Consider the following 12,668-nt stretch of genomic DNA (forward strand, 5'->3'; position numbering starts at 1 on the left):
ACAATACCTAAAAAGGATAACAATGAAGTATCTGAATTGGTTATATCACTTTACTAAAACGTAGTCAAATTGTTCCAGATCTGTTCATTTGATGCTGATGATTCTAGCGTGTTTAATGCTTTGAATTCAAACAAAAAACCAGGATTTAAGACCTAAAAATAATAATTAGAATCCGGTAATTTTTTTAGTTAACGCATCTTTTATCACTTGCGTTTTTGAAGATAGGAAAAAATATCTAAATCCAAAATTAAAATTATTATTTTTTGAGTGATTAAAACAAAGCAAGTTCATGTTGATTTTAACGTATCTCTAGTACTTTTTGGTTAATTGTTCTTATTTAAAACAATTATCTAAAAGATTCAAGTGAAGAGTTGTTAACGTTTCTAACATTATCATTCATATGAAGCAAAAACTTGTAGAGAATCGCGGGGGTTCTCTACAAGTTAGCAAGTACTTTCTTGATTTGTTTTTAACGAATGCGTATAGGAGAGAAGGAATGATCAAAATATACACTTATCCGTTTGTAGATTGTTTTACTCCTTGCTCTAGTGCTTCAATCATATCTTGTTTGTCTTGTTCATCTGAATGTTTCCATATCAATTCAAACAAAACACCAAGACCAGGAAGCATTTTTTCTTCCCCATTTTGAACAGCGTCAACAATGGTTGCTTCTAATTGCTCTTGATCATTGGAAGCAATATTCGACAAGATGGCTTTACGTAAATTTAAATCCAAATTCCTCACCTCATTAGATAAAGTAGTACTACTAGCTAAGTGTCTAGAACTAGACTAGAGTTAGTTTGACCTATATTGCTTAAAATATGTATGATAGGATAGACACTAAATAGTGAGGAATGATGATATTGATTACTTCTGTCAAGAATGACAAAGTAAAGGTATGGAAAAAATTACATAAGCGCAAAGAACGATTCAAGACTGGCACATTTTTGATAGAAGGATTTCATTTAGTGGAAGAAGCTTGGAAAAGTAACTGGCAATTAAATGAGATTATTCTTCAGGAAGGGAATCATATTCCTGAATTTTGTAATGACATACCAACTGTATTCGTAAGTGAACAAGTATTTGGTATGATTTCACAGACGAATTCTCCGCAAGGGATTGCTGCAATTATAACCATGAAAGAAGAGTATGTACCAGTCTCAAAAGGCCAAGTATTACTTGTAGATGCAATTCAAGATCCTGGGAATCTAGGTACAATGATTCGTACAGCAGATGCAGCTGGGTTTTCTGAAATAATTGTTGGAGAAGATACAGTTGATATCTTTAATGATAAAGTAATTCGATCCACTCAAGGTTCTTTATTTCATATACCTGTAAGACAGGCTGATCTTCAAATAGAAATAAAACGACTTCAGGAACTTGGGTTCGAAGTGTGGGCTACAGCATTAGAGCATGCAGAAAATTATGCAACGCTCAAGCCATCACAAAAAACAGCATTAATTGTAGGTAATGAAGGTAATGGGATAAAACAAGAATTTCTTTTAGATGCTAATAAAATAGTAACAATTCCTATTTATGGTGATGCGGAATCTTTAAATGTAAGTGTTGCTGCAGGAATTCTTATGTATTATTTAAAAGGATAATGTTGCATCCTTAAAATAAATTCTCTATAATATAAATACAATAATATGTAATGCGTTGAAGGAGACCGATAACCCTACTATCATATGATTATAGGGAGGAATGCCATAGACTGGAAGCATTTCATCATATTGGAAGTTATCATTTCACTCTGGAGCAGATACTTGGACCTTGTAAACAAGTAAAGGTATTCCGGATCGATTCCGTTATCAGGAAGAAGTTGAGCACATTCTGCGTAGTTTCTAGGGATGTGTTAAATAGGGTGGTACCGCGAAGACAAAGCCTCGTCCCTTGTTGGGAGGAGGCTTTTTATATGCAATTTATTTAAAGATTGAACAAAAGTCTGAATTGCCGTTGTTTACAATTACACTGAAAAGGTAGATAAAAAAGGAGGCAGTGCCAAAAATGAGAGAGCAGTTACAAGCAATTGAAAAAGAAGCGCTAGAAAAAATTGCAAATGCAAATGATACGAAAACACTTCAAGATATTAAAGTTACCTATCTAGGTAAAAAAGGGTCTTTAACGAGTGTGCTTCGTGGTATGGGCAAACTATCGAAGGAAGAAAGGCCAGTTGTAGGGGAATTAGCAAATCAGGTTCGTGAGAAGATTACAACGACACTTGAGGAAAAAGGAGAAAAACTGGAACAAATTGCACTTGAAAAACAATTAGAAAAAGAAGCAATCGATGTTACCCTTCCAGGTCGACCAGTAAAAATTGGAGGCCCGCATTTACTAACAAAAGTTATTGAAGAAATAGAGGATTTATTTATAGGAATGGGATTTGAAGTAAGAGAAGGTCCTGAAGTAGAGACTGATTTTTATAATTTTGAATCGTTAAATTTACCAAAGAACCACCCAGCAAGAGATATGCAGGACACCTTTTTTATTTCAAACGAATTGCTTATGCGTACACAGACATCACCCGTACAAGCCCGAACGATGAGAGAGTATGGTGGAAATAAACCAGTAAAAATGATTTCGCCAGGAAAAGTTTATCGTCGTGACACAGATGATGCTACACATTCACATCAATTCACACAAATTGAAGGATTATATGTTGATAAGCATGTTCGGATGAGTGATTTAAAAGGGATCTTAGATACTTTTGCTAAGAAAATGTATGGGGAGGATCGTGAAATCCGATTACGACCAAGCTTTTTCCCTTTTACAGAACCTTCGGTAGAGATGGACATTTCATGTAAAGTATGTCATGGAGATGGATGTTCGGTTTGTAAAGGCTCTGGCTGGATTGAAATATTGGGAGCTGGAATGGTACATCCAAATGTATTATCTATGGCTGGATATAATCCAGAAGTATATAGCGGTTTTGCATTTGGAATGGGGCCTGAACGGATCGCAATGCTAAAATATGGCATTAATGATATTCGTCAATTTTACACAAATGATATCCGGTTTTTGAAGCAATACCATAATGCGTAGGGAGGAAGCTGAGACATGTTAGTTTCATTAAATTGGCTAAAGAATTATGTAAACATAGGTTCAATTAGTCCAGAAGAATTGGCAGAAAAGATCACAAAATCTGGTATTGAAGTGGATGGAATAGAGTATGTAGCAGAAAAAAGCGAAAATGTTGTTGTTGGTTATATTCGTTCTTGTGAAAAGCATCCGAATGCTGATAAATTAAATCTTTGTCAAGTGGATGTAGGGGAAGAAACGTTACAAATTATTTGTGGTGCACCTAATGTAGCGCAAGGGCAAAAAGTTGCGGTAGCAAAGCCTGGTGCTGTTCTTCCGGGAGACTTTAAAATTAAAAAAGTAAAATTACGCGGTGTTGAATCAAATGGGATGATTTGTTCATTGCAAGAATTAGGTATTGAAGAAAAATATGTACCAAAAGATGTGGCTGAAGGTATCTTTGTTTTTCCAGAGGCTGTAACGGTAGGAGAGCCAGTAGAGCCAATTCTAAATTTGAACGATGCTATTTTGGAATTTGATTTAACTCCAAATCGAGCAGATTGTTTATCTATGTTAGGTGTTGCTTATGAAGTGGCAGCTATACTTGATCAACCTGTTAAGCTTCCGAATCCAAAACCTGCCATGGTAGAGGAAGACGCGCATCAGTTTATTTCTGTTGAGGTAGAAGCACCAGAATGGAATCCCTATTATGGGGCATTCATCATTCGTAATGTAACGATTAACCCCTCTCCGCTATGGATGCGTAATTACTTAATTGCCGCCGGGATCAGACCAATTAACAATGTAGTGGATATTACTAATTATGTTTTGTTAGAATACGGTCAGCCACTGCATGCATTCGATTATGATAAATTAGATTCAGATAAGATTGTAGTGCGTCGGGCAAAGGAAGAAGAAGCAATTGTTACATTAGATGAACAAGAAAGAACCTTGTCTAATGAACATCTTGTCATAACCAATGGCAAGGAGCCGATTGCATTAGCTGGTGTAATGGGCGGGTTGAATACAGAGGTAACAGAAGGTACAACCAATGTATTACTTGAAGCTGCATTTTTTGCCGGGAATGCTGTAAGAAATGCTGTGAAATCAACCGGTTTACGAAGTGAATCCAGTACACGATTTGAAAAGGGTATTGACCCAAACCGTGTTAAATTAGCAGGATTACGTGCTTGTGAATTATTAGAGCAGTATGCAGATGCCACCATTTTAAAACATGTTGTAGAATTTGATGAATTGGACCAAACCGAGAAGCAAGTGGAAATGGACACTACTGAAATCAATAAACGCCTTGGTACAGAATTGGAAACGAAGCAGATCGTTGATATACTGCATCGATTACAATTTGCATTCGAACAACATGACGACCAAATTACTGTGTCTGTACCAACTCGCCGTGGGGATATCACCATCTTTGAAGACATGTTAGAAGAAGTGGCTCGTATTTATGGCTATGATCAGTTGCCGTACACCCTTCCGGCAGGTGCATCACAGGCTGGAGCATTAACAAATAAACAGGCAATGATCCGAAAAGTAAAGAGCTTATTAGAGGGCGCTGGTCTGATGGAGAGCCGTACGTATACATTAATAAGTGATAATGCGGTATCCAAATTAATTAGTCCAGAAATTAAGGAAGGACAGTTTGTTCCTATTGAATTAAAGCTTCCTATGAGTGAAGATCATAAATACTTACGCCAAAGTCTATTGCCTGAATTACTACGTGTCATTTCACATAATCAAGCAAGAAATCAAATCGATCTTGCCTATTATGAATTAGGCAGTGTTTTCTTAACGAAAGAAAGAGAATTAACGAAACAACCTGATGAGCGTCTCCGATTGGCTGGAGCAATATCAGGGAAATGGATGGATCACCCTTGGCAACAGGATAATAAAACGGTAGACTTTTATGTGCTAAAAGGCATCGTAGAAAAGCTGTTTGATTATTTAGATGTCTCTGTTTCATTTAATCAAGCTAAGATTGCGGATATGCACCCTGGTAGAACAGCGGAATTAAAGCTCGGTCATAAGAGAATCGGTTTCCTCGGGCAAGTACATCCTAGCTTGCAGAAACAATGGGACTTAAAAGAAACGTATGTTTTTGACATTAATATGGATGAGGTATTTTATGCCTATACTCCATCTCTGACTTATAAAACAATTCCAAAGTATCCTTCAATAGTTAGAGATATTGCCTTTGTATTGGATAAAGATGTCTTGGCTGGAGAAGTGAAAAAGACGATAGCAGAGGCAGGGGCGCCGTTAGTTAAACAGGTTGATGTATTTGATGTTTATCAAGGGGAACACATGGAGGCAGGCAAAAAGTCAGTAGCATATAGCTTGGTTTATCAAGACCCCGAAAAAACCTTAACGGATGAAGAAATACAAGCATCGTTTGAAAAAATTATTGAGGAAGTAACACAGAAATATCAAGCATATATTCGCTCTTAAATAAAAAGACAGTGAGCTAGTGGCTCATTGTCTTTTTTTAAAACTTATAAGTAGGTATTCGCTTTTTTAGTATTAGCGAAATGTGTCTTCCCGCATTTGTTTAAGAAATCCCATCCATATTTATGGATGATCTGCGCAATGGTTTCATCGACTTTTTTTGATGCACCTTTTGGTAGTGTCATCCCGGTAGATTTTGATAAGGCATCCATCTCTTTTAAAAAGCTAGCTCTTGCAATAATCGAACCAGCTGCAACGGCTGTAGAATAGCTTTCGGCTTTGGTTAGAAAGTAGGTGTGAGGTAATAAAGATAATTGTTCGGATCGTATATGCCGCTGGTAGATAGGCGGCTCACAAAATTGATCAATAATGATACCTTCTATTTGCTGCCCTTGTATTTTCTCTTGTAATTTGTTAATGGCGTGTTGATGAAGAACTGCTTTCATCTTCCCTTGTGACCATCCCTTTTTTTGCAGTTGATTATATTTTTCATTGCGTAAAACCATAAGCGAATACGGTATATTCATAGCAGTAATTTTTTTCGCTAATTCACGAATTTTTGTATCGGTTATTGTCTTCGAATCCGTGACACCAATGGTTTTTAAGTAATGAATTTGGTCTTGAGTTAGATAAACGCCTGCTACGGTTATTGGACCAAAATAATCTCCCGTACCAGCTTCATCCGTACCCATATGGTTGGATGTGTATAAGGTAGTTGGTGGGACAAAGGCATGAGGTGTCCTCTGTGAACGAGATGCTGCTTTAGGTGCAACCACTTCATTAGTGTTTGCCCATTTTTTTGATTCTTTTTCTGGTGCTGCACCTTGAAAAAGAACCTTGCCTGACTTATAAGCGGTAATAACTGCCTCGGGTGTTTTAGCTCGAAATATTGCTCCTTGAGGTGTAGTGGTTAACGAGCTTTGATAGTAGTGCTTCATTTGGTATATTGTTTGCTGTGAAAGTTTATAGACTGCCTGAGGCATATGAATCTCTCCAATCTTCATTGTAACTAAAACTATAGCAAACCTTGTTCGATTTAGAAATACATTTACAAAAAATGGTTGGATTCATTTACAGTAGTCGACAGTTTCCTAAACGATATACTTCATGTTAAGATAAGATGAGTACAAAGGCATAAAATCCTACTGAAGCAACTAATAAAGTACATTGGCATTTCTCATTGGTTGCTATCAGCTTAGTTCGCTGTACTACATCTAAATTTATAAGCTTGTGATCATTTTCTGTTACAAGCGGCTAGTAGGTAAGTAACAAATATAACGGTATAGCTCTATTCGTAGCTATCCTTCTATACAAAAACACAATTTAGATTCTGAGGAGGGTAAACACGTGGCCCAGGAAGAAAAAACACGTACGACTGTGGAAATACATAATCGAACTTATACGATCATTGGCACAGAAGCCCAAAGCCACGTCAAATTGGTCGCTAGCTTAGTTGATCAAAAAATGAGTGAAATTCAACAGGCAAATCGGCAGCTTGACACTACGAGATTGGCTGTGTTAACAGCTGTAAATACAATGAATGACTATTTAAAATTAAAAGAGGACTACGCATCTTTATTAGGGTCATTAAAAAAGAAAGAGGATAAATAAAAAAATGATGGATATCGTACTATTAATATTATTGATTTTCGGTTTTTTAATCGGTTTAAAAAGAGGGTTTATTCTTCAATTATTTCATATTGTGGGCTTTATAGCAGCTTTCGTAGCGGCGGCTCTTTATTATGACGATTTAGGACCGAAACTTTCATTATGGATTCCTTATCCTGACTTAGGAGAAAACGGTGAATGGGCGGAATTCTTACAAGCATTGCCATTAGAAAATGGATTCTATAATGCAATTGCGTTTGTGATTATTTTTATTGCAGTAAGAATTATCCTTCAACTGATAGCATCGATGCTAGATTTTGTTGCTTCGTTACCAATTTTAAATTCAGTCAATAAACTTCTAGGTTCTATTTTAGGATTTATTGAAATCTACTTACTATTGTTTATTGTTTTATATATTTTAGCATTAGTACCGGTTGTCCAGGTCCAAACATGGATTAATGATTCTTCAATCGCTTTATTTATGATTGAACATACGCCGTATTTTTCTGAAAAAATTAAGGAATTATGGTTTAATCATATGGCAGATATGTTTACAAATTAATAAATATTGAAAAGGCTGGTTCTAATCAACAGGATTACATTGTATGAAGGTACAAATAAGTAACTGGTTGGGACCAGTCTTTTTATAAGTTTGATAGGCAAGGAACCGTCGTTCAGCCGCTCTAAAATATCCGAAGCTGTATAACTCTGGTGTGTAACGAAACAGCATAAAGTACTCATCTTGGATGGTCAACTGAATGAACAACTATAGACAAGATAGGTGAATGGAAATGAAAGTAAATAAAAAAGATATTATTAAATTAATGGAGAGAATAGCAACTTACTTAGAACTAAAAGGAGAAAACCCTTTTAAAATAAGTGCGTATCGTAAAGCAGCCCAAGCCCTAGAACGAGATGATCGTTCCCTAACGGATATTGACGATTTTACGAAAATAAATGGAATTGGAAAGGGTACAAGTGCTGTTATTCAAGAATATATGAAGAATGGGAAGTCTGAAACATTGCTGCAACTTGAAAAGGAAATCCCTGAAGGCTTATTCCCTCTACTTCAATTACCAGGGTTAGGTGGAAAAAAGCTCGCGAAATTATATCAAGAACTTGGGGTAATTGATGCTTCTTCATTAAAGCGCGCATGTGAAAATGGCCAGGTTGAAAGCCTTGCTGGTTTTGGGAAGAAGTCTGCAGAGAAAATAGTGGCTGCATTGAATGAAGCGGGAAAACGACCTGAACGGTTACCGCTATCTATTATGCTGCCTATCGCTGAAGGTATTGAAGATTACTTGACTCAAATTAACGAAATAGATAAATTCTCTAGAGCAGGAAGTTTGAGAAGAATGCGAGAGACAGTGAAAGACATTGACTACATTATTTCCACTGACTCACCAACTATTATCCGAGACGCTTTATTAAATATGGATAACATAAAAGAAGTTATTGCCAAAGGAGATACAAAAGTTTCGGTAGTTATAGAGGATGTTTATGATATTAATGTTGATTTTCGAATTGTAAAGAAACGGGAATTTGCCTCAACCTTGCATCATTTTACAGGATCTAAAGATCATAATGTTGCTATGAGGCAGCTGGCAAAAGCACGAGGGGAAAAAATTAATGAATATGGAATTGAAGTAGAAGAAACGCACGAAGTTCTTACATTTGATACGGAAGAGGAATTTTTTAATCATTTTAACTTAACTTATATTCCACCAGAAGTAAGAGAAAATACAGGGGAAACAGACGCGTTCAAAACGACGTACCCATTACTAGCGTTGGATGATATAAAAGGTGATTTACATATGCATACAACCTGGAGTGATGGGGCGCAGTCAATTGAAGAGATGGTCAACCAGGCACGTTCTAAAGGGTACTCGTTTATTGCGATAACGGATCATTCCAAGTACTTAAGTGTAGCCAATGGCTTAAATGAAACAAGACTACGAAAGCAACGGGAAGAAATTGCGAAGCTAAATGAAAGGTATCATGATATTCGAATATTTTCTGGAGTAGAAATGGACATCTTACCTGATGGACAGCTAGACTTTTCAGAAGATTTTCTTCGAGAAATGGATTTTGTAATCGGAGCTATACACTCCAGCTTTAATCAAACAGAGGATAAGATTATGTATAGATTAGAAACCGCGTTAGAGAACCCTTATGTTTCGTTAATTGCTCACCCAACAGGAAGGCTGCTTGGTAGACGAGAGGGATACCGAGTTAATGTCGAAACACTTATTGAAAAGGCGAAACAAACTAATACGGCATTGGAGATAAATGCGAACCCAAACCGACTTGATTTATCTTATGAGTGGGCACGTATAGCGCAAGCGAATGGAGTGAAGCTGGCAATAAATACAGATGCCCATAACTATCAAATGCTAGAGCATATGAAGTATGGAGTAGGAGTAGCGAGGAAAGGCTGGGTTAAACAAGAAACGGTTTTAAATACGTGGTCTCCAGATGAGCTAACAGCCTTCTTTAATCGTAATAAATAAGATAGCTTAAAGGAGTAGTAAAAAACATGAATGATCGAATTCTTCGTGTACTTGAATATAATAAAATAATTGAACAATTAATAAATCATGCAGAAACGAGTTTAGGAAAGGATTTGGCTAAGCAGCTAAATCCTTCTACAGAGATGGAAGAAGTGGTACATTTACAGCAAGAAACGGATGAAGCTTCACAAATACGCAGATTAAATAAATCCATACCATTGGGCGGCATTTTTGATATCCGTGCAAGTTTAAAACGAAGTTCTATTGGTGGAGTTCTCACGACAAGTGAATGTATGGATGTAGCTAGTACGATTTATGGTGGAAGACAGGTAAGGGACTTTATTATGAAGTTGGAAGAAGAATTACCTATTTTAAAAAAGTATGCAGAACATATTACTTCATTACGTGATTTAGAACGGCATATTAAAAGCTGTATTGATGATCATGGCCAAGTGATGGATAGTGCATCCCAAAAGCTTCGAGGTATTCGTTCATCAATACGTACATTTGAAAGTAGGGTGAGAGAAAGGTTAGAAAGCTTTACAAAATCGAAAAGCAGTATGTTATCCGATGCTATTATCACCATTCGAAATGATCGCTATGTCCTTCCCGTAAAGCAAGAGTATCGTGGAGCAATTGGTGGGATTGTTCACGATCAATCAGCATCAGGCCAAACACTCTTTATGGAGCCAAAAGCAGTAGTGGATTTAAATAATCAATTACAAGAAGCAGTTGTTAAAGAGAAACAAGAAATAGACCGGATACTAAGGGAACTAAGCAATCATATTGCAAGCGAGGAGGGTTTTTTACAGGAGAACGTTCGTGTATTAGGGCAGATAGATTTTATTGCTGCACGAGCCAAACTTGGTGAATCGATGAAAGCAGCAATGCCTCGTATGAATAACGATGGCATAATAAAAATGCAGCAAGCACGTCATCCTCTAATTGATAAAGAAGCTGTTGTAGCAAACGACATAGAAATTGGTAATACGTTTACTTCGATTGTTATTACTGGACCAAACACGGGCGGCAAAACCGTCACATTAAAATTAGTCGGTCTATGCACGTTAATGGCGCAGTCAGGTTTACAAATACCTGCTTACGATGGTTGTGAACTTGCAGTTTTTAAGCAGGTTTATGCTGACATCGGTGATGAGCAGTCAATTGAGCAAAATTTAAGCACGTTTTCTTCTCATATGACAAATATTGTGGATATTTTAAAACATGTGGATGATCAAACGCTTGTATTGTTTGATGAATTAGGTGCAGGTACCGATCCACAAGAGGGAGCAGCTTTAGCGATGGCGATTTTGGATGAAGTAATAAGACGTGACGCACGTGTCATCGCAACAACACATTATCCAGAATTAAAAGCATATGGATATAATCGTAACCAAGTTGTTAATGCATCTGTAGAGTTTGATGTTCAAACATTGCAGCCAACCTATCGTTTGTTATTAGGGGTTCCTGGCAGAAGTAATGCGTTTGAAATTTCAAAAAGGCTTGGACTTCATCAATATGTTATTGAGGAGGCACAGAAGCATGTCGGTATCGATTCGAAAAGTGTGGAGAATATGATTGCTTCACTTGAGAAGTCACAAACAAATGCGGCAAAGGACTATGAAGAGGCTTATCAGCTTTTAGAGGAAACCGAAAAACTTCATGGTGAGTTGCAACGTGAATGGAATCAATTGATGGAAAAACGGGAAGTCTTGTATCGAAAAGCCGAAGAGAAAGCAGAAGCTGCTATTAAAAAGGCACGTGAAGATGCGGAGTTGATTGTAGAAGAGATTCGCAATATGCGAACAGAGGCTGAATGGAAAGAACATGAATGGATTGAAGCTAAGAAAATACTTGATTCGACAAAACCGCAACTTACTTCGAAACAAGAGAAACAAAAATCCTACGGTGGTAAGCAGGAGCAACAGAAAGAACTTCAGGCTGGAGATGAAATAAAATTACTAACCATTAACCAAAAAGGTACTGTTTTGGAGAAAGTAAATGAGAATGAATATCTTGTACAAGTCGGAATTATGAAAGTTAAAGTAGAACGAAAAGATTTACAGTTGTTAGGTAAAACGAAACAATCGGTTGAGAAACCTCTAACAACTATTAAAGGATCGACTTACCATGTGAAAACGGAGCTTGATCTACGTGGAGAACGCTATGAGGATGCATTATTAAAATTAGAAAAATATATCGATGATGCATTATTAGCTGGTTATCCAAAGGTATCAATTATCCATGGAAAGGGTACAGGTGCATTACGAAAGGGCGTACAGACATTTGTGAAAAATCATCCTCGAATTAGTGAAGCAAGACCAGGCTCGTCGAGTGAAGGTGGTAGTGGTGTTACCGTTATTAGTTTGAAATAGTCTGATATATCGGGGTGAAGGATATGTATTTGATGGCAGCTTTTTGGGAAAATATCGTTGTAGAAACAGCAGCCAGATATAGTGTAGTAATCTTATGTACGCTTGTGTTCTTAGCAGTGTTTGAAGTTGTAACGACATATAAAAATTGGGAAGAAATCAAAAAAGGAAATTTTGCAGTGGCGATGGCAACAGGAGGTAAGATATTTGGAATTGCTACCATTTTCCGTTATTCCATTGAACATAACGATACACTGCTGCAAAGCATAGGCTGGGGAGTCCTTGGGTTCCTGCTGCTTCTTATAGGCTATTTTATTTTTGAATTTTTAACGCCGATGTTAAAAGTAGATGAAGAGATTGGTCGTGGAAATAAAGCTGTTGGATTTATATCCATGATGATATCGATAGGACTAGCTTTTGTCATTGGAGCAAGTATAGGATAAGGAGAGGAACACATGGTTCTAGACAGGTTAGCGAAAATTTTAATCGTTGTGGCCGTTGTATTTATTGTGGTAGGAATTATATGGCTTATATAAATAAAATTTTTGATATAATTACTTGCCCGGTGAAGTTATAGCTTGTAGAAATAGTTTCCGCTGTTTTCTACAAGCTTTTTTTGTAAAAATGTATAAAACTTAGCGTTGAAAAAACTGAAAAAAATACCTATATTTATCAGTCCATTCCGATGAATCTATAT

At 36.8% G+C, this 12,668-nt stretch carries 10 protein-coding genes; 8 read left to right on the top strand and 2 right to left on the bottom strand.

What is annotated here, in order from left to right; all coding sequences use genetic code 11:
* Positions 1-513: 513 nt before the first annotated feature.
* Entirely contained in the window at positions 514-735 is a 222-nt protein-coding gene (gene sspI, locus BN990_RS08010; RefSeq protein WP_021290921.1) for a small acid-soluble spore protein SspI, read from the bottom strand.
* A 128-nt stretch (positions 736-863) separates the two neighbouring features.
* Here sspI and BN990_RS08015 point away from each other — a divergent pair, with 128 nt between their 5' ends.
* The 3 genes from BN990_RS08015 to pheT all read left to right on the top strand — a co-directional run bounded on the left by BN990_RS08015 (position 864) and on the right by pheT (position 5,484).
* On the top strand, positions 864-1,604 hold the full coding sequence (locus BN990_RS08015) for a TrmH family RNA methyltransferase (protein ID WP_031335474.1): 741 nt from the start codon (positions 864-866) through the stop codon (positions 1,602-1,604).
* 403 nt (positions 1,605-2,007) lie between these two features.
* On the top strand, positions 2,008-3,042 hold the full coding sequence (pheS, locus tag BN990_RS08020; protein ID WP_021290923.1) for a phenylalanine--tRNA ligase subunit alpha: 1,035 nt from the start codon (positions 2,008-2,010) through the stop codon (positions 3,040-3,042).
* Positions 3,043-3,057: 15 nt separating this feature from the next.
* Positions 3,058-5,484, top strand: coding sequence for a phenylalanine--tRNA ligase subunit beta (gene pheT / locus BN990_RS08025; protein WP_021290924.1), 2,427 nt, complete (start codon positions 3,058-3,060; stop codon positions 5,482-5,484).
* A 44-nt stretch (positions 5,485-5,528) separates the two neighbouring features.
* On the opposite strand, the gene rnhC is transcribed toward pheT, so the two are convergent.
* The gene (rnhC, locus tag BN990_RS08030) at positions 5,529-6,485 is read right to left on the bottom strand and encodes a ribonuclease HIII (RefSeq protein ID WP_337588252.1); all 957 of its coding nucleotides are present in this window, start codon (positions 6,483-6,485) and stop codon (positions 5,529-5,531) included.
* Positions 6,486-6,828: 343 nt separating this feature from the next.
* On the opposite strand from rnhC, the gene zapA reads away from it, so the two are divergent.
* The 5 genes from zapA (at position 6,829) to BN990_RS08055 (ending at position 12,414) form a co-directional block, all read left to right on the top strand.
* A complete protein-coding gene (gene zapA, locus BN990_RS08035) occupies positions 6,829-7,092 on the top strand; it encodes a cell division protein ZapA (protein ID WP_021290926.1) in 264 nt (87 codons plus the stop codon).
* 4 nt (positions 7,093-7,096) lie between these two features.
* Entirely contained in the window at positions 7,097-7,651 is a 555-nt protein-coding gene (locus BN990_RS08040) for a CvpA family protein (RefSeq protein WP_038243321.1), read from the top strand.
* A gap of 229 nt (positions 7,652-7,880) precedes the next feature.
* Complete coding sequence (polX, locus tag BN990_RS08045) at positions 7,881-9,599, top strand: DNA polymerase/3'-5' exonuclease PolX (RefSeq protein WP_021290928.1); 1,719 nt, start codon at positions 7,881-7,883, stop codon at positions 9,597-9,599.
* Positions 9,600-9,625: 26 nt separating this feature from the next.
* Positions 9,626-11,974 carry an endonuclease MutS2 gene (locus BN990_RS08050; protein WP_038243325.1) on the top strand — a complete coding sequence of 783 codons (2,349 nt, stop codon included), beginning with the start codon at positions 9,626-9,628 and terminating at the stop codon, positions 11,972-11,974.
* A gap of 32 nt (positions 11,975-12,006) precedes the next feature.
* The gene (locus tag BN990_RS08055) at positions 12,007-12,414 is read left to right on the top strand and encodes a DUF350 domain-containing protein (protein ID WP_021290930.1); all 408 of its coding nucleotides are present in this window, start codon (positions 12,007-12,009) and stop codon (positions 12,412-12,414) included.
* Positions 12,415-12,668 lie beyond the last annotated feature (254 nt).

Origin of the sequence: Virgibacillus salexigens, assembly GCF_000723585.1 — a bacterium.
Lineage (GTDB): Bacteria > Bacillota > Bacilli > Bacillales > Amphibacillaceae > Virgibacillus > Virgibacillus salexigens.

Excerpts from the sequence above, each read along its gene's own strand:
- pheS (WP_021290923.1), top strand. The coding sequence starts at position 2,008 with ATGAGAGAGCAGTTACAAGCAATTGAAAAAGAAGCGCTAGAAAAAATT.
- pheT (WP_021290924.1), top strand. The coding sequence starts at position 3,058 with ATGTTAGTTTCATTAAATTGGCTAAAGAATTATGTAAACATAGGTTCA.
- rnhC (WP_337588252.1), bottom strand. The coding sequence starts at position 6,485 with ATGAAGATTGGAGAGATTCATATGCCTCAGGCAGTCTATAAACTTTCA.
- BN990_RS08040 (WP_038243321.1), top strand. The coding sequence starts at position 7,097 with ATGATGGATATCGTACTATTAATATTATTGATTTTCGGTTTTTTAATC.
- polX (WP_021290928.1), top strand. The coding sequence starts at position 7,881 with ATGAAAGTAAATAAAAAAGATATTATTAAATTAATGGAGAGAATAGCA.
- BN990_RS08050 (WP_038243325.1), top strand. The coding sequence starts at position 9,626 with ATGAATGATCGAATTCTTCGTGTACTTGAATATAATAAAATAATTGAA.
- BN990_RS08055 (WP_021290930.1), top strand. The coding sequence starts at position 12,007 with ATGGCAGCTTTTTGGGAAAATATCGTTGTAGAAACAGCAGCCAGATAT.